The sequence below is a fragment of the Streptomyces sp. NPDC050145 genome (assembly GCF_044460245.1).
GTDB lineage: Bacteria > Actinomycetota > Actinomycetes > Streptomycetales > Streptomycetaceae > Streptomyces.
On the sequence record NZ_JBITJS010000013.1, the window covers coordinates 183755 to 200855 of the forward strand.

34 protein-coding genes are annotated in these 17101 nt (G+C 72.5%); 5 read left to right on the forward strand and 29 right to left on the reverse strand.

All coding sequences use genetic code 11. The features are described 5' to 3' along the window. Window position 1: 1 nt before the first annotated feature. From ACIBTU_RS26080 to ACIBTU_RS26100, 5 genes are all read right to left on the reverse strand, one after another. Entirely contained in the window at window positions 2–490 is a 489-nt protein-coding gene (locus ACIBTU_RS26080; RefSeq protein WP_399128857.1) for a hypothetical protein, read from the reverse strand. Beyond that, on the reverse strand, window positions 490–882 hold the full coding sequence (locus tag ACIBTU_RS26085; protein WP_399128859.1) for a helix-turn-helix domain-containing protein: 393 nt from the start codon (window positions 880–882) through the stop codon (window positions 490–492). Before ACIBTU_RS26085 ends, ACIBTU_RS26080 begins: the two co-directional genes overlap by 1 nt. A gap of 94 nt (window positions 883–976) precedes the next feature. Next, a complete protein-coding gene (locus ACIBTU_RS26090) occupies window positions 977–1567 on the reverse strand; it encodes a DNA primase (protein WP_399128860.1) in 591 nt (196 codons plus the stop codon). Window positions 1568–2322: 755 nt separating this feature from the next. Next, window positions 2323–2508, reverse strand: a complete 186-nt coding sequence (locus ACIBTU_RS26095; protein WP_399128861.1) for a hypothetical protein — start codon at window positions 2506–2508, stop codon at window positions 2323–2325. Continuing rightward, on the reverse strand, window positions 2505–2765 hold the full coding sequence (locus ACIBTU_RS26100; protein ID WP_399128863.1) for a hypothetical protein: 261 nt from the start codon (window positions 2763–2765) through the stop codon (window positions 2505–2507). Before ACIBTU_RS26100 ends, ACIBTU_RS26095 begins: the two co-directional genes overlap by 4 nt. 757 nt (window positions 2766–3522) lie before the next feature. On the opposite strand from ACIBTU_RS26100, the gene ACIBTU_RS26105 reads away from it, so the two are divergent. The 3 genes from ACIBTU_RS26105 to ACIBTU_RS26115 are packed head-to-tail and all read left to right on the forward strand — an operon-like array spanning window position 3523 to window position 4212. Continuing rightward, window positions 3523–3759 carry an ArsR family transcriptional regulator gene (locus tag ACIBTU_RS26105; RefSeq protein ID WP_399128864.1) on the forward strand — a complete coding sequence of 79 codons (237 nt, stop codon included), beginning with the start codon at window positions 3523–3525 and terminating at the stop codon, window positions 3757–3759. Continuing rightward, window positions 3756–4001 carry a hypothetical protein gene (locus ACIBTU_RS26110; protein ID WP_399128865.1) on the forward strand — a complete coding sequence of 82 codons (246 nt, stop codon included), beginning with the start codon at window positions 3756–3758 and terminating at the stop codon, window positions 3999–4001. The genes ACIBTU_RS26105 and ACIBTU_RS26110 overlap by 4 nt, the downstream gene beginning before the upstream one ends. Further along, window positions 3994–4212, forward strand: coding sequence for a hypothetical protein (locus ACIBTU_RS26115; RefSeq protein WP_399128866.1), 219 nt, complete (start codon window positions 3994–3996; stop codon window positions 4210–4212). Before ACIBTU_RS26110 ends, ACIBTU_RS26115 begins: the two co-directional genes overlap by 8 nt. A 339-nt stretch (window positions 4213–4551) precedes the next feature. Here the strand turns inward: ACIBTU_RS26115 and ACIBTU_RS26120 are convergent, their stop codons facing one another. From ACIBTU_RS26120 to ACIBTU_RS26160, 9 genes are all read right to left on the reverse strand, one after another. Beyond that, the gene (locus ACIBTU_RS26120) at window positions 4552–4701 is read right to left on the reverse strand and encodes a hypothetical protein (RefSeq protein WP_399128867.1); all 150 of its coding nucleotides are present in this window, start codon (window positions 4699–4701) and stop codon (window positions 4552–4554) included. A gap of 92 nt (window positions 4702–4793) precedes the next feature. Next, window positions 4794–5039, reverse strand: a complete 246-nt coding sequence (locus tag ACIBTU_RS26125; RefSeq protein ID WP_399128868.1) for a hypothetical protein — start codon at window positions 5037–5039, stop codon at window positions 4794–4796. A 23-nt stretch (window positions 5040–5062) separates the two neighbouring features. Beyond that, complete coding sequence (locus ACIBTU_RS26130) at window positions 5063–5251, reverse strand: hypothetical protein (RefSeq protein ID WP_399128869.1); 189 nt, start codon at window positions 5249–5251, stop codon at window positions 5063–5065. A 35-nt stretch (window positions 5252–5286) separates the two neighbouring features. Next, window positions 5287–5991, reverse strand: a complete 705-nt coding sequence (locus tag ACIBTU_RS26135) for a hypothetical protein (RefSeq protein ID WP_399128870.1) — start codon at window positions 5989–5991, stop codon at window positions 5287–5289. Continuing rightward, on the reverse strand, window positions 5988–6494 hold the full coding sequence (locus tag ACIBTU_RS26140; protein WP_399128871.1) for a hypothetical protein: 507 nt from the start codon (window positions 6492–6494) through the stop codon (window positions 5988–5990). The genes ACIBTU_RS26135 and ACIBTU_RS26140 overlap by 4 nt, the downstream gene beginning before the upstream one ends. Then, window positions 6491–7063 (reverse strand): hypothetical protein, encoded by a 573-nt coding sequence (locus ACIBTU_RS26145; RefSeq protein ID WP_399128872.1) that lies wholly within the window; start codon window positions 7061–7063, stop codon window positions 6491–6493. Before ACIBTU_RS26145 ends, ACIBTU_RS26140 begins: the two co-directional genes overlap by 4 nt. 7 nt (window positions 7064–7070) lie before the next feature. Next, the gene (locus ACIBTU_RS26150; RefSeq protein WP_399128873.1) at window positions 7071–7241 is read right to left on the reverse strand and encodes a hypothetical protein; all 171 of its coding nucleotides are present in this window, start codon (window positions 7239–7241) and stop codon (window positions 7071–7073) included. Between the two features lie 16 nt (window positions 7242–7257). Continuing rightward, window positions 7258–8538 (reverse strand): DUF2637 domain-containing protein, encoded by a 1281-nt coding sequence (locus ACIBTU_RS26155; RefSeq protein WP_399128874.1) that lies wholly within the window; start codon window positions 8536–8538, stop codon window positions 7258–7260. A gap of 89 nt (window positions 8539–8627) precedes the next feature. Next, a complete protein-coding gene (locus ACIBTU_RS26160) occupies window positions 8628–9362 on the reverse strand; it encodes a hypothetical protein (protein ID WP_399128876.1) in 735 nt (244 codons plus the stop codon). Between the two features lie 138 nt (window positions 9363–9500). On the opposite strand from ACIBTU_RS26160, the gene ACIBTU_RS26165 reads away from it, so the two are divergent. After that, entirely contained in the window at window positions 9501–9716 is a 216-nt protein-coding gene (locus ACIBTU_RS26165) for a hypothetical protein (RefSeq protein WP_399128877.1), read from the forward strand. Beyond that, window positions 9716–10207, forward strand: coding sequence for a GIY-YIG nuclease family protein (locus ACIBTU_RS26170; RefSeq protein ID WP_399128878.1), 492 nt, complete (start codon window positions 9716–9718; stop codon window positions 10205–10207). Before ACIBTU_RS26165 ends, ACIBTU_RS26170 begins: the two co-directional genes overlap by 1 nt. 66 nt (window positions 10208–10273) lie before the next feature. Here the strand turns inward: ACIBTU_RS26170 and ACIBTU_RS26175 are convergent, their stop codons facing one another. The 15 genes from ACIBTU_RS26175 to ACIBTU_RS26245 all read right to left on the reverse strand — a co-directional run bounded on the left by ACIBTU_RS26175 (window position 10274) and on the right by ACIBTU_RS26245 (window position 17101). Continuing rightward, on the reverse strand, window positions 10274–11119 hold the full coding sequence (locus ACIBTU_RS26175) for a hypothetical protein (protein WP_399128879.1): 846 nt from the start codon (window positions 11117–11119) through the stop codon (window positions 10274–10276). A gap of 104 nt (window positions 11120–11223) precedes the next feature. Further along, the gene (locus tag ACIBTU_RS26180) at window positions 11224–11370 is read right to left on the reverse strand and encodes a hypothetical protein (protein ID WP_399128880.1); all 147 of its coding nucleotides are present in this window, start codon (window positions 11368–11370) and stop codon (window positions 11224–11226) included. Between the two features lie 10 nt (window positions 11371–11380). Further along, entirely contained in the window at window positions 11381–11503 is a 123-nt protein-coding gene (locus tag ACIBTU_RS26185; RefSeq protein WP_399128882.1) for a hypothetical protein, read from the reverse strand. Then, a complete protein-coding gene (locus ACIBTU_RS26190; RefSeq protein ID WP_399128883.1) occupies window positions 11503–11790 on the reverse strand; it encodes a hypothetical protein in 288 nt (95 codons plus the stop codon). The genes ACIBTU_RS26185 and ACIBTU_RS26190 overlap by 1 nt, the downstream gene beginning before the upstream one ends. Further along, a complete protein-coding gene (locus ACIBTU_RS26195; protein WP_399128884.1) occupies window positions 11787–12122 on the reverse strand; it encodes a hypothetical protein in 336 nt (111 codons plus the stop codon). The genes ACIBTU_RS26190 and ACIBTU_RS26195 overlap by 4 nt, the downstream gene beginning before the upstream one ends. Then, the gene (locus ACIBTU_RS26200) at window positions 12119–13000 is read right to left on the reverse strand and encodes a hypothetical protein (RefSeq protein WP_399128885.1); all 882 of its coding nucleotides are present in this window, start codon (window positions 12998–13000) and stop codon (window positions 12119–12121) included. The genes ACIBTU_RS26195 and ACIBTU_RS26200 overlap by 4 nt, the downstream gene beginning before the upstream one ends. Continuing rightward, window positions 12997–13374 carry a hypothetical protein gene (locus ACIBTU_RS26205; protein WP_399128886.1) on the reverse strand — a complete coding sequence of 126 codons (378 nt, stop codon included), beginning with the start codon at window positions 13372–13374 and terminating at the stop codon, window positions 12997–12999. Before ACIBTU_RS26205 ends, ACIBTU_RS26200 begins: the two co-directional genes overlap by 4 nt. A 10-nt stretch (window positions 13375–13384) precedes the next feature. Further along, window positions 13385–13582: a hypothetical protein gene (locus tag ACIBTU_RS26210; protein ID WP_399128887.1), complete on the reverse strand. Its 198-nt coding sequence runs from the start codon at window positions 13580–13582 to the stop codon at window positions 13385–13387. Then, entirely contained in the window at window positions 13579–13764 is a 186-nt protein-coding gene (locus ACIBTU_RS26215; RefSeq protein ID WP_399128888.1) for a hypothetical protein, read from the reverse strand. The genes ACIBTU_RS26210 and ACIBTU_RS26215 overlap by 4 nt, the downstream gene beginning before the upstream one ends. After that, window positions 13761–14711, reverse strand: a complete 951-nt coding sequence (locus ACIBTU_RS26220) for a hypothetical protein (protein WP_399128889.1) — start codon at window positions 14709–14711, stop codon at window positions 13761–13763. Before ACIBTU_RS26220 ends, ACIBTU_RS26215 begins: the two co-directional genes overlap by 4 nt. Continuing rightward, window positions 14708–14917 carry a hypothetical protein gene (locus ACIBTU_RS26225; protein ID WP_399128890.1) on the reverse strand — a complete coding sequence of 70 codons (210 nt, stop codon included), beginning with the start codon at window positions 14915–14917 and terminating at the stop codon, window positions 14708–14710. Before ACIBTU_RS26225 ends, ACIBTU_RS26220 begins: the two co-directional genes overlap by 4 nt. Next, the gene (locus ACIBTU_RS26230) at window positions 14914–15540 is read right to left on the reverse strand and encodes a hypothetical protein (RefSeq protein ID WP_399128891.1); all 627 of its coding nucleotides are present in this window, start codon (window positions 15538–15540) and stop codon (window positions 14914–14916) included. The genes ACIBTU_RS26225 and ACIBTU_RS26230 overlap by 4 nt, the downstream gene beginning before the upstream one ends. Before the next feature lie 2 nt (window positions 15541–15542). Then, the gene (locus tag ACIBTU_RS26235; RefSeq protein WP_399128892.1) at window positions 15543–16304 is read right to left on the reverse strand and encodes a hypothetical protein; all 762 of its coding nucleotides are present in this window, start codon (window positions 16302–16304) and stop codon (window positions 15543–15545) included. 12 nt (window positions 16305–16316) lie between these two features. After that, entirely contained in the window at window positions 16317–16667 is a 351-nt protein-coding gene (locus tag ACIBTU_RS26240; protein WP_399128894.1) for a hypothetical protein, read from the reverse strand. Beyond that, window positions 16664–17101 (reverse strand): hypothetical protein, encoded by a 438-nt coding sequence (locus tag ACIBTU_RS26245; protein ID WP_399128895.1) that lies wholly within the window; start codon window positions 17099–17101, stop codon window positions 16664–16666. The genes ACIBTU_RS26240 and ACIBTU_RS26245 overlap by 4 nt, the downstream gene beginning before the upstream one ends.

The window sequence follows — 17101 nt, forward strand, 5'->3', positions numbered from 1 at the left end:
CTTACGTGCTCTTGCCCGCGCCAGCCTGCCCGCCGGGCAGCGACCGCAGTTGGCCGTATCGCTCCTTAGCCGACGGGGCGCCGGACGCGCCGCGGCCCTCGTCGGCGTTGTCCGCCTCAGCCGTCACGATTCGCAGCCGCGCCCTCGACTCCAACGTCGCGCCGAGCTGCGCCTCGCGGAGACGCAACTCGGCCGCGGCGTACCGGTCGCCCTGCCAGTGCCTCGCGTGGACAAGGGCAGTACCGAGGTGGAACTCCCAGTCGACCGCCATGAAGTGATCTGACAACGGCGAATCGACCCAGGTCTGCCACCATTCGCGAGTGCGCTCGGGCCACACGAACTCGACGAGCTCGCCGTCGCGCTCGATCCGGAACTCGGGCAGCTCGGGCGCCTCTGCACGTTCCCACCGGATGGTGGTCTGCGGAATCGGGTCCTTGTTGCGCCGTGCCCGACGGCTCGGGTCCTTCGGCGCCGGCCCCATGCCTGCCATCAGAAGTCGCCCCCGTTCAGCCAATGCGGCTGGCCATACAGCTTGAACGTCATCGCAGCCTCGTACGCGGCCCGGCCGGTCTGCCCCTGGTCGAGCGGCGCCCTACCGGCAGCCCACGCCCACACATCGGCAGCGCGCACCGCGCCGACCCCGGTCACCTCGACCATGTCATCGGGGCTGAGCGCCGAGGGCAGCAACAGCGCCAACGGGGAGACACCGAGCGCAGCGGCAAGCGCGACCAGATCGTCAACGTCTACCCGCCGCTTCCCGTTCTCGATCGATGAAATGGCAGAGGCATCGGGCACGCTGCGGCCCGTCTTCGTCAGTGCTTCGCCCAGCCCACGCACCGTGAACCCGCGCGCCTTACGCAGCCGAACTAGGTTCTCGGCCACCGTCACCAGCGTCGGGCCCTGCTCAATCGGCCTACGGCCGCCCATCTTCCTACCTCCCGTGTCGGGAACGTTGCCGCTCCCGTGTCGGGACGGCCTACAACAGAGCAGCGATCACGCCGGACAGATCCCCGAGCCGCCGCGGCGTGCCGCCGAACGTCCGTCCCGTGACCGCGATGTACCGGCCGTCGCCGTACAGCTCGACCGAGCCGCCGCCGTCGACCGCGATCCGGCGGCCGCGCGGCAGCTCGCCGTACCCCCAGATGTGGAGCCCGCGCCCGGACACGCTGACCTCGACCCACGAGCCGGCCGCCGCGTCGAGCAGCCGCTGCGCCCACGGCAATGGGGCGCCCTGGTCGTCGAGGGCATGGTCGAGGTCGAGGCAGACGACGCCGTCGCCGTCGAGGACGAACCCGAGCCCGCCGCCGGCCGACGAACGAGCCGCGGCCCGGTACGTCGACCACGTCGACGAGTCGGTGCTGCTCGCGACCGAGCCCCCGACCGTGACCGGCACCTTCGCCGCGGTGCGGCGCACCCACCGCGGCCGGCTCGTGAGCTCGGCCGGGACCGTCCGGCGCGCGCGGTGCGCGGCGACACGGCACCGGGTCGAGCAGAACCGGGCGTTGTGCGCGTGCCGGGCACCGAGCCGTTCGGGGCAGCCGGTGCGCTCGCAGCGTCGGGTGTTCATACCCCCATGATACCGGGGCATGTAACGGCAATAGCGGGTCTGACCTGCGCTGTTACCGAACTGAAGAAGTGAGGGCGACAGGCTGAGAGGCGATCCGCGGCCCCTCAACCGCGCGCCATCGAATCAGCCTGCCGCCCCGCTGCGCGCCGCCCAGCGCGCCAACCACGCCCGCCAGCGTGGCCGTTTTGGGCAGACCCGTACGGAGGTCGAGCCGCAGCACCTCCCGGGCCGGAAAGGGGGCCGGGGAGGGGAGTCACCCCCCAGGGGTGGCACTGAAATTTGCGGCTCGTGCTCTTCGGGTCGGGTTCAGATGAGACCGGGATGCCGTTCGGCCGGCCTCTGTCGTCGTACTGCCCATCGTGCGGTGTTGCCCTCGCGCGAGCTCTTGATCGCGTGGTGGTCGCGGCACAGGGCTTGGAGGTTCGACATTGAGTGGTCGTTGCCCGGCTTGATGTGGTCGACGTCGGTTGCCCATCGGCCGCAGAGCGTGCCGTTCTCGTGATATCGGCAGCGGTTGCCGTCGCGGTCGAGGACGTCGGCTCGGATGGCTGGCCAGTTGGGCGGTAGCTCGGAGCGTCGGTTGCTGTCTGCCCACTGTCCGCTCATGTTGGCCACCGCCTCGGGGTTGGTGGTGTCGGGCTGCGCCTGCCCCGATGTCGGGGCGTGTGGGTGGCGTGGGCCCGGGGTGGGGTGGGTCTGGGGGGTGGGGTGCTGGCCGTGGGGGTGGGGTGTCGTGTGGGCCGGGGGGTGTCCGATCAGGGGTGGGGGTCTGGTCGGTCGTCCTGGTCGAGGGTGGCCCGTTCGTACGCGTCGGCTGCGGCCCGGAGGAACTCGGCGACGTCGTGGCCGATGGGCTGCTGCGCCTCGAGGGTGACCGTGCCGAGGCGGCACTCGCTGTCGCCGATGCGTAGGTGTACGGGTAGGACGATCTCGGCGGTCATGGGTCGGTGTCCTCGTCGTCGAGGCCGGGGTCGTCGTCCTGGTCGGCGAGCTCGGCTTGTGTGCCGAGGGCGACGCCGTCGAGGTCGAGGTGCCGGCCGAACCCGAACGGGCTGCGGCTGGTGGCCGGTTGGGTGGCGAGTGTGGAGTACAGGCGGCGTGCGGTGCGTTCCATCTGCCGCAGCAGTGCGGGGTCGGCGGGTGCGCCCTCGGCTCTGATCTCGATCTCGCGGTGTCCGTCGGTGAGGCGTACGCGCAAGGGGGTCGCCTCTCGTCTGGGTGGTTGGTCCGCGCAGGACGGGCAGCAGCAGCAAACCCGACTCGTGTGTGTCGTTGGTGGTTCCGTCCTGCGCGGAGTGTGGGGGCCGCCGCCCCTCGACGGGGGACGGAGGGGCGGCGGCGGTGCCGGCCGTTGCTGGGGGCGTGGCCGGCGGTGTTGCGGTGGGGGTGAGGGGGCCGGGCTGTGTGCTCTCCGGCGGGCAGTTCGCTGTGTGGGCAGCGGTTGTCTGCGGCTCCAAGGTGCGACACGTGACTGTCGAATGTCAAGGCCGGGTGGTGGTGGAGAGAGAGCGCGTCGCGCGCCCGCCACTACCGGTAGTAGCTCTCTCTACAGCCACCACTAGAGGTAAGGGAGGGGAGGGGAACACGCGCGCGCGAGTCCCGAGGGAGTCCCCCGGGGACACGGCTCGTTGACCTGCGGCGTTAGATTTTTTCGGAACATCCTTTACTCGCAAAGGATCGATCGGGAACGTCGCGATCTTGAAGCGAAGTTGCGCGGAAAGTTCGCCGATCTTGTTCCGGCTGCTCGCCGACCGGTACGTGCGTCACGGAGCGTGAGCGGGAAATGGGCCCGTCGAGGCTGCCCGACGGCCTGAAATCCTTTGCTCATTCTTTACTGAGTGCGGCCCGAGTGCGACACGAGCGACCCCCTGTCGCACCGTGTCGCATTGCTCCGGAAATCGAACACGTGCTCCCATTGGGGTACCACCCGACATGAGCACATGGGGGCGCCCGCCATGACCCGAACGCTTCTCCCCGCCGCGATCCGGCAGGAAGGCATCGAGACCGCCTACCGCAACTTCGTCGCCGACCAGGGCGACGAGCCGACCGTGCGGCAGCTCGCCGACCGCGTCGGCGTCACGCCGTCGACGATCAGCCTGCACCTGCGGCTCATGCGCGAGCGTGGGATCGATCTGCCGACCCGAGGGCACCGCCAGTACCGGAGCTGCCCGCACTGCGGCGGCGAGCTGTGACCGAGCCCGTGCCGGGCCGGTTTCACGTCGCGCTCGACTGTGGCGGCCGGCGGGTCCTCGACGGATGGTGGGACGACGGCGACGTCGCCGAGGGGAAGTGGGCCGGGTACGTCGAGGATCACCGCGGGCGGGCCGATGCGCGGGTGCGGCTCGGCGAGTGGCACGGCGGCCGCGAGTGGCCGCTGCGGGAGTGGCCGGCGTCGGACGGGGGCGGGGTGGACGTACTATCCGGCCGTGGCTGATATCGACCTTCCCGCTGATCTGATCGAGCTTGAGCGTGCCGCCTGGACGGAGATTCAGGCCGGAGCCTTGACGGTCGAGACGGCGCTCGCCGTGCACCAGGGGGTCACGGAGTACGCGGCGCGTGAGGACGTCGAGGCGTCGCGGCTCGAGGTCGAGACGCTGTTGAAGCGCATCGTGCGCCACCCGCAGCCGGACGCCGACGCGGCCTAGGGGGCAGAATGCCCGGCAGGGACGACGACCGCCGCGCGGGCGGTGTGTAGGGGGCAGTCATGGGCTTGTTGGGCAAGTTGCTGGGCAGCGTCGGCGGTGGCTCGGGCCGGCCGTGTCCCGATTGTGGGCAAGCCCTTTGGGCCGACTCGGGAGAGCTTGAGGGCCGGTACGAGTGCCATAACGAGGGCTGCTACGGGTTCCGGGTCTACTTCGACGAGGGCGGCACGCTCGTTGACCCGCCGAACCGTGGCAAGAGCGGCCGCCAGTAGAGCAGTCCGGGTACGAGTGCGCCCCGTCCGGCATGGTGCCGAACGGGGCGCGGTGGGTCGGTGCGGCGTGCTACTTCTTCGGGGTGCCGGGCACCGGCTTGTCGGGCGCGGGGTAGTGACCGCCGCGGCTCGACTGGTAGGTCGTCGCGTGCTTGTCCCGGTCGTCGTTGCTCATGTTGTCGCGCAGCTCTGACATGGGGATGGACTTGCGCAGTGCCATGATGGGTCGTCCTTCTCTTGATGGGTTGGGCGAACCCGGGGCGGCCGCGATGCCGGCAAGCTGTGTCGGCCGCTCCGGGGGTCATTGGGGTGTCAGCCGTCGTACGCGACGGCGTCCTCGGGCGCGGTGCGCGGCAGGAACGTCCCGTCGGTGAGCTCCCACACCCAGCAGCGGCGCGGGCCGGTGTAGTAGCTGTGCTGGGCTCGGTTGGTGGCGAGCAGCTCGTCGGCGAGCTCGGCCGGCGACTGGTCGCTCGTCCGGGTGCCGCGGCTCATGGTCCGGCGGTCGTCGTCGGTGTCCTCGTCGGTGCGGTGGATCAAGTAGCCGTACAGGGTCACGGTTCCTCCGGTTGTTGGGTGGGTCAGGGGGCGGTCGCGGCGGGCGGCTCGGTGACGGGCCCGGTCCCGTGCCACACGCGCACGTCGGGCTCGACGCCGTGATCGCCGGGGCAGTCCTCGGCGAGTGCGTCGGCGAAGTCCTGCGCGGTGCCGCGGTAGTTGGTCGTGCGGATCGGCAGACCGGGCGCCGACTGGTACGTGTACTTGGGCATGGGGGCCCCTTCCGTGTTGTGGCTGGGTGGCCGCTCTACGCGGCCGGAGAGTGGCGGAGAGGGGCCGGAGAGTCCGGAGATTCCCGCAGGTCAGGACCGGTCTCCGTGCCCGTAGAGTCGGGCTGCTCTCCGCTCGGGGAGAGCAGCCCGGAAAGGTCGGCGAGCAGCCGCTCGACGGCGGCCCGGGACACCCCCGAACGGCCCGCGATTCCGTCCACCCGCAGGGTGCGCTCGACGGGCACCTCGTAGCGGCGCAGCAGGGGGGTTACGTCGGCCCTCTTCAGGTGGGCCAGTGCGGGCCGTTTGGCGAGCAGCTTGTGCAGCTCCCCGAGGTGGATTCCGTTGCGGCCGCGGGTGACCTCGTCGAGCCACCGCACGAACACCGTGCGGTGCTCGTCCTCGGGCGTCTCGGCGGGGGTCTCGACGGGCGCCCCGGCGGGGGCGCGGCCGGCCTTCCACGCGGCGTGCAGCCACCACCCGGTGAGCGCCCACATCAGCCACGGCCACGCCCGCACGAGCGCCCACAGCACGTACGCGAGCGCGCCGAGGACGGCGACACGGAAGATCGGGCCGAGGGACGCGCGCCAGCCGGTGAGGTCGTCGCGGCGGCCGGCGGCGACCCACCCTGTGAGGGCGTCGGCGCGCTGCTGCCACGCGCGGGAGCTGCCGCGGGTGAGCCGGTCGGCGGCCGGGGTACGGGCGGCCCACACGAGCGCGGCCCGGGCAACGAGGCGCCTCACAGCGCATCCCCGCCTCGTTCGGCGATGCCGCGGATCGTGTCGCCCGCCGCGTTCACGACGTCGGGCCAGAACGACAGCATGGCGGCGACGCCGGGCAGGAACCCGAGAATCGCGAACGTCACGAACCCGCCGATGATGCGCCGCTTTTCGAGCTTGCCCGACGACTTGTACAGGGCGATCACGCCCGCGAGGATCACGCAGGTTACGACCGCGCCCTCGGGCGTGAGCACGCCCATACGGCCAGTCGGCATGACTCCGGCGCCGCTCGTGCCGGTGACCTTCGAGACGCCCGTGCTGCCGGCCGATGACAGCAGCCCGGCGACGCCCGAGGCGCCCCATCCGAGGGCGCCGCCGATGCAGATCGTCGACAGCGAGCCGAGTCCCGCGCCGGCGCCGTAGTGCAGCAGGTCTTGCAGGTTCCGGCTGCCTTTCCACCACTTGCGGAAGTTCAGCCACAGGATGATCAGGGCGACGGCGACGCCGCCGAGGGTGAGGCCGGTCATCGGGGCACCCCCGTGAGTGCGGCGATCGCGTCGTACCACTGGAACGCGCCGAGCAGCCCGACGAGCGTCACGACCAGGACGAACAGCGGCAGCACGCCGGGCCGCCGAGAGACGCGCACGGCGGCGAGCGCGAACGGGACGAGGGCGAGCGCGTACGCGACGCCGACGGACATGTCGCGGGCCGCGTAGACGGTCGACGCCCATGTCGTCGCCACGCTGTACCCGGTCCACGGGATCGGGATCACGGCCGCGCCGACCGCGAGCAGCGCCTGCCACGGCTTGACCCTCGACGTCAGCCACGACCACAGCCGCGACCAGTGGCCCGGCTCGGGCTCGGGTTCGGGGAACACGACCTCGACGCGCACGCGGTGCTCGAGCGGGCCCGGGTCCGGTGCGGCGAACGGCATGGGGTGCGGCGCCGCAGGGGGCGGCGGGGGCGGCGGTGCGGCGCGCGCGGTGCGCCACGGCGGAAGGTTGGTCGAGCCGGCCGGGGCCGCGGGCAGGGGCGGCGCGGTCGGGATCGGCGTCCCGGCGGGGTAGACCGCGCTCGGGGTGATCTCGTCAGGCATGGATTCCTCAGCGGTACAGGCTCGCGGCGAGCGCGAGAAGCGTGAAGATGACGGCGGTGGTCCCGGCGGCCGGCCCGGCGTACAGCCCGGGGGCGTGGCGGGGAGCTTGGCGCACGAGCCCGACGAACGCGCCCGCGGTGCACGAGGCGAAGAACACGAGGGCGAACACGGCGAGCACGACGGACCCCCGGCGGTTAGAGGTAGAACCCGGAGTCGCCCGGCCGGGGCCGCGCGGGCGGCTCGGGCACGGCGGCAGGCTTCGGCGTCGTCTTGCGGTCGCGCGAGTTGACCGTGCGCACGTATCCGTCGGTCACGCGCTCGTACCCGCGGCGGTTGAGCTGCTCGGCGATCTGCGTCGAGGTGAGGTCGGGCAGCGCATCGCGGAGGCGCCGCACCGCATCGGCCGCCGAGGCGGCGCCGACGAGGACGTCGTCGACGGTGCGCCCGGCCGGCGGCTTGGTGAGGTCGACGTGCGGCTCGGGTTCGGCGTCCGGCTCGTCGACGAGCTGCTCGTCGCCCGGCTGCTCGGGTTCCGGCTCGGGCCGTACCGGCGTCGCGGGCGGCGCCGCGGCGATCGCCTCGGGCTGCTGCACCGTAATGACGAGCTGCTGCGGCTGCGGCGCCCCGTGATGCGGCTGCGCATCATCCCGCGACACCGTGAACGACGGCCGGGGCACGCGGCCGAGGACGATTGCGACGTCGAGCTCGGTCACGTCCTGGCCGTACTGCCGCAGCACGTCCGCGAGTTCGGACGGTGTGAGCTCGGGCCGCGCCGAGTGCATGATCTGGATCGCCTTGATCGGCGTCATGGCGACGAGCTCGGACGCGAGCAGATCGCCCGCGGGCCGGACGGTGGCCGGCGCAGCCTCGACGGGCGCCTCGACCGCGGGCTCGTCGCCGTCCTGGTCCCCGGTGACGTGCGCGACCGCGCGCGCCTTGGTCTGCTCCCACGCCTGCTCACCCGCGAGCAGCCACCCGAGCCACCCGAACACCGGCCACCGCATCGCGTGTTCACCGCGGGCGATCCGGTGCCGGGCGCGAGTCGCCGCCCACGACTGGTCGAGCAGCAGCAACAGGCCGGCGGTCGGGGCCGCGAACATCAGCGTCGCCCCGATACCGCCGTCGATGTGCTGCGCGTGCAGGTAGTTCAAGTACATGGAGATACCGGCTTGCAGCAGCGTCACGAGCCGCGGCCCGAGCGCGCTGCGCCCCTCGCGCACGGCCTCGGCCGCAAGGTGCAGGCAGGCAATCGCGATGCCGTCGAAGCACGCGGCGACGACCGCAGCGAGGAACCAGGGGACGCCGTACATGTCGTGCGCGACGACGTACAGGGACCACGCGACCATGCCGGCCGCGGCGGGGGCGATGATGCCGATCCCGATGCGCCAGCCGAGCCGGTCGCGCCACGTGGGCCGGGCAATGGGATTTGCGCTGATCGGCGGTGGGGCCGGTGCTGTCCGGCTACGCTTTTCCACGGTCTCTTCCTTGTCACTCTTCGCGGGGTGAGGGGGTTGGGTCCTACGCCCCGGCCGGTGCTGCAATCACCGGCCGGGGCAGCTTTGTGTCAGGCCGCGTCGGGCGTCGTCTCGACGTACGCGGCCTTGCTGCGCCACGAGGCGCCGCACGCGCCGCACCGCAGTTGCGAGTACGGCGATGGAGTGCGGCGGCCGCCGTTGAACGCCGAGTAGTTCGCGTTGCGGACGACGACCCGCCACGTCGGACGGTGGGCACGTTCTCGGCAAGTCGGAGTGGCCCCGTTGCGACCCGTGGGACGCGGCGGGTTCCACAGGGACTTGATCGCGGCGGCCGCCTCATCGACCGAGGCGAAGAACCCGGCGACGCCGTCGCGGCGCGCCGCGCGCGGCGACCATGCGGCGTAGCGGCCGCGCGTCATGGCCGGGCCCTCGTCGTTGATGACGCCCGCGTGGTCGCCGTCTCGCCACACGATCGTGGTGCCGGGGTTGTCGGTCTCGGGCAGCACGACGAACTCGCCGGGGGCGGCGTCCTGTACGGGCTGCGGCAGGGGCTCGTCGTCGGCGGCCGCGGGGGTGGCCGGCGCGGCGGCGGTGTGCGCGTCCAGCTTGACGACGCAGCGCTCGCAGCGGCCGTTGATGGTGCTGTCTGCGAACTCAGCCGTCGACCACCAGTCGTGACGGGTCGTGCCACTGCGCGGAATGACGTTCTTCCGGCACAGCGCGACGGGGTTGCCGTCCTCGTTGAGACGGAACGCGTGGAAGACGAACCCGCTGTGCGTGCTTGCCCAGATCCGGCCGTCGATGTTGACCAGCGTCGTCGTCATCTCAAGTCCCTTCCGTTCCGTCGAACCGTTGCCCGAGGTGTAGCTACACCTTAGACTGGTGTAGCTACACCTCGCAAGTGGTTCGCTCGGGAAGGGCAGAAGATGACGCAGGTAGCTACACCCGAATACAGTCAGGTCATGTCGCCGAACCAGCCGAAGACCCCGCCCCGTCAGATCCGCATCGGGAACGAGTGGTACGACTTCGAGCTCGCGGTGAAGGCACAGGACAGCGAGCGCGCATCAGTGGTTCGCGCGTTCATCGACTGGTACATCCGGCGCCCCGGTGCGGAACTGCCGGAACGGCCCGACGCGGCGTACTGGCGACGCACCGAGGCGGACAAGGACGGGGCGTAGTGCGATCACACCCGCACCTGTCGGCCGAGCGCACCGCTCTCTACCGCCTGTACGACTCCGCTGGCGCGCTGCTGTACGTCGGGATCACGCACGATCCCGTCGCGCGCTGGGGGTCGCACGCCGCAACGAAGTCATGGTGGGGCGACGTTCAGCGGCGCGTGTTGGAGTGGCACGACGACCGGGACCGCGCGGAAGTTGCCGAGGTCGAGGCGATCCGCGCCGAGCTACCTCGGCACAACGTTGCCGCCTCTCCCATCGCGCCCGGGCCGCGGGCCCTCGGTAGTTCCGAACTGCTCGTTTCCGAAGTCAAGGGCAACTTGTCGAGCGTCGCACGTCGCGTCGCCGACGGGTGCCTTGTCTGGCTCGTGGGCCGCGGCCGAGCGCGAGCGCGGCAGGCTGCCCTCGTGCCGGTCGAGATCGGCGAGCTCGTCGAGAGGGCCGGCGGCCCGGACGCGGCCGCCGAGATCCTCCGGGCCCACGCCGCGAAGTAGCCGCCCGACCGCGCGGGCGAGCCGCTGCCGCACCCGACTACGGGCGCGACAGCGGCTTTTGTGTGCCTATGCGACACGGGCCGCGGCCCGCTGCCGGCGCCGGGCCTCGGCCCGCCGGCGCCGCTGCTCGGCCGCGGCGAGATCCCGCTCGAGGGCGACGAGCTCGTGCGGCGCCACCCACGTGCGGCGCCCGTCGACGACCGGTACCGGGGCGCCACAGTCGTACCCGTTCTCACAGGTCACGGTGTCCGCATCACGGCCGCCTCGGTGCATCGTGAGTGCGGCGCCGCACCAGGGGCACGGCCGGTCGGTCATCGGGTACGCGCGCCGCTGCTCGATGCCGACAGTCCGCTCGATGCGCCGCGCCGCCTCACGGGCGATACGGGCGATGCGGTGGCGTTGCGCCTCGTCGAGCGGCAGGAACGGGCCGGCCTCGTCGTGCAGTCGGGCGAGCAGCCATGCGGCGGCCCGCGGGGCGGTGCGCTCGCCGAGGGTGTAGCGCCACCGCCGCTCGTCGGCGGCGTCGCGCATGGCGAGCAGCTCGAGGTCGAGGGCTGCCTCGTCTCCTGCGATCGCGCGGCGCGGCGGGGCGATCGGGGAGCGCTGTACTTCGGCGGCGATCTCGTCGGCGATCGAGCAGAGGGCGACCTCGACGGCGCGGCACGCATCGACGACGTGCAGGCGCAGCGGGGCGGGCTGCTCGGCGAGCACGAGCTGCTCGCGCTCGGCCGGGGCCGACGCGGCGCGGTCGAGGGCGGCCTCGGCGACGTCGTGCGCTTCGAGGGCGCGCAGGTACTCGGCCCCGGTGCGAGGGCGGGCGGTGTCGACGAGGGCGCGCAGGTCGTCCCAGTGGGTGAGGACGACGCGGAGGTCGTCGGCGGTGATGCGGGCGGGGCGGGCGGTGTGCTGCATGGTGTGCGCTCCTGGTGGTGCGGCGGGGCGTATCGTGATCACACCGCGTATGGGGCGCCCCGGATTGCTGGCCGGCATGGGGGCGCCCCACCGTCGTTTCCGGGTCAGGGCTGCGGGCCTCGCATGGCTGACTTGACGAGGTCGAGGGCCTGTTCCTCGGTGAATCCGGCGGCGCGGAGCGACTCGTACAGCTCGTGGAGGGCGACCGCAGCCTCGGCAAGGGACGTGAGCGGGTCGGCGGGGCCGTTCATGGGCGGACTCCTATTCAGCGGGGGTGCGGGGGCGGAGGGGGCCGGGGTCGCGGTGGCACGCCCACCGGCCGAGCGGCACGCATGCGGCGTGCCCGGCGACGAGCGCGACCAGGACGACGACGGCCTCGGTCATCAGGCAGCCTTTTCGGCGAGCGGCCGCACCGTGGCGGGCACCGCGGCGGCGAGCTCGGCGTCGTCGACGACTGTCGCGGTCGACGTCCACCGCAGCACCCGGCAGTCGACGCCGGGCAGTTCGGCCGCGATCTGCTCGCGCGCGGTGTGGGCGGCGGCCGGCGTGTCCAGATGGAACGCCATGGGCACCCACACCCGGACCTTGCCGCGCGAGTCGGCGTTCAGGTGCGCCTCGACGGTGTACTCGACGTCGTCCTCGGGCAGTTCGGGTATCTGCTGCTCGTTCATGCGGGGTGCTCCTGTTCGGTGTCGGCGGGGCGGGTAGGGGTGATCCGGACGGCCGTGCTGCGGGTCGGCGGCGGGTCGTTGCGGTGGCGCCACCGATGCGCGGTGCGGCGCGGATGCACGGTGAAAATCGCGGCGATCTCGACGGCGAACACGACTTGCGCGGCGTACCAGCCGAGGCGGCGCGGGGCGGGCCCGACGCGCAGGTCTTCGGCCCGCTGGTAGAGCTGTTCCCATGCCCAGTTGTCGGCGCGGTGCAGGGGCCGCACGTGGGCGGCCGCATACCCGGCGGCGAACACGCCGGCCGCGGCGACCAGGGCGACGAGCCCGGTCATGCTGCGGCCCCGAAGATCGCGGCGTACAGCGCGTCGGTACGACGGGCGAGCTCGCGCATGGGACGGTCGTGCATGCACGGGCCCGCGACGCACAGCAGCACGTCGCACGCCCGCAGCACCAACCCCTCGGGCGTGCGGCCGTTGTGCTCCTCGAACACAGCCCGCGCCACCGAGACGGCCGAGCGCTGCACCCACATGGTCGGGGTGCCGTTCGACAGCGTGCCCGTCCACACGACGTGCCCGTCGTCCACAGGCTGTGCATAGCGGCGCAGCAGCTCGCCCACCGTGGCGCCCGAGCGCATACGGCCGCTCGTCGGCAGCCGGTCGGCGCGGTCGTCCTGGTCGGGGTACTTCGACAGGTACTTGCAGCGGTCGCAGTACGCGGTGCCGTCCGGCTCATACCGCACGTACTGGGCCCACGAGTGTCCCCACCGGCACTTGCCGCTCGGCGGCGGCCCCGGCCGCAGCGCGATCCGGGCTGCGGCCCGCTCGACCTCGTCCTGCACGTGATCCGGTGCGACGCAGTGCTTCCGCTCGCACGTCGCCGTGACGTAGCCCTGCGGGTCGCGGCCGGTCCGCATTCGGAACGCGACCCCAGCCGGCGCACACGACTTGCCTCGGTACTTCATCACGGGCGTTCCGCTGCACGTGCCCCGGGAACCGGTCCACTCGACATGACCGCCGTCGACGACCCGAGTGTTCGCCGCCCACTTCTCCTCGAGGGACGGAACGCGCTGCACGATGCTCGGCAGCCCGAGCTCGCTCCGGATTCGGCCGACGACGTGCTTGTCGGCGTGCAGTCGGCGCCCGATCTCGGTGTTACTCAGCCCTTCGCGCAGCAGCCGCGCGACCGCGTCGTGCTTGGGGTGCTTCTTCACGCGGCACCGCCCTTGCGGCTGGCCGCGGGCAGGAACCGGTCGATCGCCCGGATCGCGTTCGCCTCGGCAAGGTCCCATGCGTGATGCGCGTCGGTGATGATGCGGTGCCGCTGCTCGATCAGGGCGTGATGCGCCGCGACGGCCTCGGGCAGCGAGCGGGGTTCGCGGAGGTCGACGCCGAGGTGCGCCTCGATCCGGCCGACGGCGGCCCGGTCGAGGATCTTGTCGAGCTCGGCGAACTGCGGCGCGGCGTTGTGCGGCTGCTTGTGGCGCCACATGCGGATCTCGTCGAGGGCGGCACGGCAGACCGCTTCGACGCGTGCGTCGGTCTGCTCGGGTGTGGTGATGGTCATGTGGTCCTCGCTGGTGTTCATGGCGGGCGTGTCAGAGGGGGCGCAGGTCGACGACTTCGCGGTACGGGTCGACGAGCCGAGGGGCGCGCGTTGCGGGGCGGGCGTATCCGTCGAGCGGGTTCTCGAGCTCGAGGTCGTCGTCGTACAGGTCGTCGAGGTCTTCCTCGGTGAGGTCACTGAGCGCTTCGAGGTCGTCCTCGTCCAGGTCGTCGGGGCCGAAGATGCTCATCCCAGCTCCCCGGGCTGCTCGCGGCGCCGGCCAATGCGCGGCACGTTGCCGGTGACGGCGGCGGCGATGAGTACGACGGCGAGCACGACCAGGGCGGCGGCCCCGGCGACGGATGCGCCGACGACGAGGGTCGAGCGCCAGAGGATCGCGCCGAACGCGTCGGCGAAGTCACGGATGATCACGGCTGCTGCCCCTCGACGGTGTCGCGGCGGCACGGGCACCCGGCGGCGCACTCGGGGATGCCGGGAATCGGGATGCGGCGCGGCTCGGGCTCGTGCTGCTGCGCCTCGTCGGCCCAAGCGCGCAGCGGCTCGGAGGCGTGGCACATGCAGAGGTTCATCGGGCCGCCCGAGTCCGGGCAGTCACGCTCGAACCAGTCGGCGGCCTCGGCCAGGGCTTCGCTCCGGTGCTTGCTGAGGATGTGGTCGGCGGCCTCGCGGGACCCGTAGCGGGTCGTGAACCCCCACGATGCGAACGCGTTGAGCAAGTCGGCGCGGGCGCTCTGCCCGTTGCCCGGGCGACCGGCGAACGACGGGGCCGGTCGGTCGGCCGACTCCGCTTCGGCCGCCATGGAGCGCAGCCGCTCGGCAGCCGCACCACCCTTGTACCGGTGCTCTGCCGCGTCGAACACCGTCGCATCCTCGGGCAGCGTGTCGAGGACGTCGGCGGCCGCGCGCAGCACGGCGGACCGGTCCGCGAACCCGGGCAGCGCGGCCGCGACCGCCTCGGCGAACCGCTCGGCGTCACCCTCCTCGAGCTGCCGATACGTGTCCGCGCCGGACAGCGCCCGGGCGATCGCTTCCTCGAGGACGGGGTCGGCCGGCTGCTCGTCGTCCTGGTCGAGCCACACGATCTCGGTCGCGCCCTGGTGACCGTGGATCGCCTCGACCGAGACACGGCCCCGGTCCCAGAACACGACGCTCGGGTGCTCGCCGCGCCACCGGATCGACGCCGTGCCGTCCGCCCACAGCACACCGTCGGCGACGTCACCAGTCCCACTGACACCGGACACGTCCACGCGGCGGCGCAGCACGAACCGGCGCGGCGGCGCGAGCAGTTCGTCGGCACGCACGATCCGGCCGCCGAAGAACAGCGGGCCGAGGTCAGCCTGCGTGCGGTCGTTGGTCATCGGGAGACTCCTTCGGAGACGGCCGCAAGCTGTGCTGCGGCGGGGATGTGCCAGCCCTGCGCTTCCAGATCGCGCACCGCGCGCTGGCTGGCATGACGGGCCAGAACGGCCGGATCGGCATGGGGGTACTCGACGAGCGCCTCGTAGAACGCGGCCGCGATCACCGCGGCGCACGCGTCCGCGATCGGCGGCACGTGCGGGCTCACGCGACGGCCCCCCGCTGCGCCTCATACACATCGCGGCGCGAGGGGTGCGTGCCGGTCATCGGCCGGCCACGCATCGTCGTCTGACACGGCCGGTTCGCGGCCGACCCGCACGCGGGGCAGTGCACCGCGAGCTCGGGCGGCCCGGCCGGGCGCTCGCGCTTCGGGTACCGGGCGGCTTTCGCAGCGAGGTACCCCTCGTTCGCCGGGGCGACGTCGACGGTCCGACCGACCCGGCCGACGAGTTCGGGCAGCTCGCGCGGGGCGTCCGCCCCGGTCATCACTGCCCGGTTCCCGGCACGCAACGCGGCGACGAACGCGTTTCCGTGCGGGTCGTCGGGGTCGATCTCGGGGTGATGGGCGGGCTCGAACGTGCCCACCTGACGGCGCATCCGGTCCCGGATCGTGTCGCGCCACCGCGCCGTGATGTCCTTCGGCATGACCGGCCACGCCGACTCGGCGTAGTGCCGGCCGACCGCCTCGCCCGCGAACTCGTACGGAACGTCGATCAGCGCCGACGCCCACATGTGGACCTGCGCGCGCTGCTCGATCTTGTCGGTCTTCACGACCCGGTCGTCGACGAGGCTGATCTCGCCGAGCAGCCTGATCACGTCGTTCGTGTCCATCGTCAGACCTCCCCGGTCTGTCCGAGCAGCTCCGCCAGCCCGGCGCGCTGCTGCTGTCCCTTGGTCTGCTGAGCGGCGCCGAACGGCAGGACGACCCCGCCCGCCCCCGGCGGCTCGGTGCGCTCGTTCTCGGCCCACTGCTGCCACCGGCCGCCCCACGCCACGGCGCACGCCCGGTCGTCGAGCTGCCGCTGCACGAACTTGCGGGTCACTGCGCCGAGTTGCTGCGCGGTGAGCTGCTCGCGTCCGGCGTCGGCGCGGGCGAGCTGCGCCGCGCGCACGTCGGCCTCGCCGGGCTGCCAGTCGGCCGGGATCGGCCCCGCCGGGGCCCGCCGCGGACCTGCGGCCGGCGGCTCGTTGAGCCGGGGCTGCCTCGGCCCGCCACCCGGTCCGCCGTCGCCCCCGGCGCCGCCCGCGCGCTGCCGCCGCTTCTTCTCCGCGGCGGCGCGCTTACGGCCCTGTACCTGCGCCCGCGTGTCGTTGTATTCGAGGTAGTCGTGCATGGCGTAGTCGCCCGGGGCGGGCTGCGCGCACCGCTCGTGCGGGCAGGTGTGCCCGTGCTCGTGCCACAGCCCGACCGCGACCAACTTCGCGGCCTGCGTCTTCGAGCCGTACATCTTCACGACGGCCGCGGGCACGACGCCGTCGGTCAGGTGCTGCGCCGCGTACGACCCGCAGCGCATCCACAGCCCGAGCGCGGCGTTCGGCGTCGCCACGATCTTCGGGTGCGTGTGGGCGCTGTCGTCGATGACGAACCAGGGCATCGGGTGGACTCCTTAGACGAGGGCGAGTTGGCCCTCGGCGACCGAGGACGTGCGGGCGGTGCGGGTGCGCGGCGGGCCGGCCGCGGGGGCGGTGCACTGGTGGTCGATCACGTGCGGGTGCGGGCAGTTGGCCCGGTGAGAGGGGCTGGACCACAACAGGTCGGGCCCGTCGGCCCGCTTGCGCAGGCACCAGTCGAGACGGTTCGGCTCGCGCAGCGCGGCGGCCGCGGCCGCGGTCAACTCATCGGCGTCGGCGGTCACATCGAGTGCCGCCCGCTGTCCGACGAGCTGCCGCAGAACTGTTCGGCCGCACCGGCATCGCGTGCGGCGGGCGCCGTTGCTGCTGCGCGAGTAGCGGCTCATCCGTACTGCTCGACCCGGCTGCCGGCCCGCTTGCTGTCGAGGTGCGCCTGATACTCGACCTCGGTCGGGTGCGCGGCGAGCGCCTCGGCGACGGCGTTTTCGGCGTCGACGGTGCCGGGACCGAGCTCGTCCAAGGTCTGATCCATCTTTCGGCGGCGCATCATCGCCCGCATGACCTCGGCGACGAGCTGTGCCTGCCGCTCGTCCTGTGCGACCTCGGCGAGCGTGACCCTGAGCTTTACCTGCGGGTCCTTCTCTTCGCCCTCGGCGTGCCCGGTGTACGAGGTACTCCGGAGTTGGACGATCGCGAAGACGCTCGTGCCGGGCCGCTCGAACAGCCCCCGTCGCTGCTCGGCACTGAGCGCGGCGTGCAGGAACGCCGAACCGCTGTCGACCTTCACCTCGACGTCCGCGTTCTTGTCGATCTTCGGCAT

Bases quoted from the DNA above. Each gene is read 5' to 3' on its own strand.
- ACIBTU_RS26080 (WP_399128857.1), bottom strand. From the start codon at position 490: ATGGCAGGCATGGGGCCGGCGCCGAAGGACCCGAGCCGTCGGGCACGG.
- ACIBTU_RS26090 (WP_399128860.1), bottom strand. From the start codon at position 1,567: ATGAACACCCGACGCTGCGAGCGCACCGGCTGCCCCGAACGGCTCGGT.
- ACIBTU_RS26095 (WP_399128861.1), bottom strand. From the start codon at position 2,508: ATGACCGCCGAGATCGTCCTACCCGTACACCTACGCATCGGCGACAGC.
- ACIBTU_RS26105 (WP_399128864.1), top strand. From the start codon at position 3,523: ATGACCCGAACGCTTCTCCCCGCCGCGATCCGGCAGGAAGGCATCGAG.
- ACIBTU_RS26120 (WP_399128867.1), bottom strand. From the start codon at position 4,701: ATGGCACTGCGCAAGTCCATCCCCATGTCAGAGCTGCGCGACAACATG.
- ACIBTU_RS26130 (WP_399128869.1), bottom strand. From the start codon at position 5,251: ATGCCCAAGTACACGTACCAGTCGGCGCCCGGTCTGCCGATCCGCACG.
- ACIBTU_RS26140 (WP_399128871.1), bottom strand. From the start codon at position 6,494: ATGACCGGCCTCACCCTCGGCGGCGTCGCCGTCGCCCTGATCATCCTG.
- ACIBTU_RS26145 (WP_399128872.1), bottom strand. From the start codon at position 7,063: ATGCCTGACGAGATCACCCCGAGCGCGGTCTACCCCGCCGGGACGCCG.
- ACIBTU_RS26160 (WP_399128876.1), bottom strand. From the start codon at position 9,362: ATGACGACGACGCTGGTCAACATCGACGGCCGGATCTGGGCAAGCACG.
- ACIBTU_RS26165 (WP_399128877.1), top strand. From the start codon at position 9,501: ATGTCGCCGAACCAGCCGAAGACCCCGCCCCGTCAGATCCGCATCGGG.
- ACIBTU_RS26175 (WP_399128879.1), bottom strand. From the start codon at position 11,119: ATGCAGCACACCGCCCGCCCCGCCCGCATCACCGCCGACGACCTCCGC.
- ACIBTU_RS26180 (WP_399128880.1), bottom strand. From the start codon at position 11,370: ATGAACGGCCCCGCCGACCCGCTCACGTCCCTTGCCGAGGCTGCGGTC.
- ACIBTU_RS26185 (WP_399128882.1), bottom strand. From the start codon at position 11,503: ATGACCGAGGCCGTCGTCGTCCTGGTCGCGCTCGTCGCCGGGCACGCC.
- ACIBTU_RS26190 (WP_399128883.1), bottom strand. From the start codon at position 11,790: ATGAACGAGCAGCAGATACCCGAACTGCCCGAGGACGACGTCGAGTAC.
- ACIBTU_RS26195 (WP_399128884.1), bottom strand. From the start codon at position 12,122: ATGACCGGGCTCGTCGCCCTGGTCGCCGCGGCCGGCGTGTTCGCCGCC.
- ACIBTU_RS26205 (WP_399128886.1), bottom strand. From the start codon at position 13,374: ATGAACACCAGCGAGGACCACATGACCATCACCACACCCGAGCAGACC.
- ACIBTU_RS26210 (WP_399128887.1), bottom strand. From the start codon at position 13,582: ATGAGCATCTTCGGCCCCGACGACCTGGACGAGGACGACCTCGAAGCG.
- ACIBTU_RS26220 (WP_399128889.1), bottom strand. From the start codon at position 14,711: ATGACCAACGACCGCACGCAGGCTGACCTCGGCCCGCTGTTCTTCGGC.
- ACIBTU_RS26230 (WP_399128891.1), bottom strand. From the start codon at position 15,540: ATGGACACGAACGACGTGATCAGGCTGCTCGGCGAGATCAGCCTCGTC.
- ACIBTU_RS26235 (WP_399128892.1), bottom strand. From the start codon at position 16,304: ATGCCCTGGTTCGTCATCGACGACAGCGCCCACACGCACCCGAAGATC.
- ACIBTU_RS26240 (WP_399128894.1), bottom strand. From the start codon at position 16,667: ATGAGCCGCTACTCGCGCAGCAGCAACGGCGCCCGCCGCACGCGATGC.
- ACIBTU_RS26245 (WP_399128895.1), bottom strand. From the start codon at position 17,101: ATGCCGAAGATCGACAAGAACGCGGACGTCGAGGTGAAGGTCGACAGC.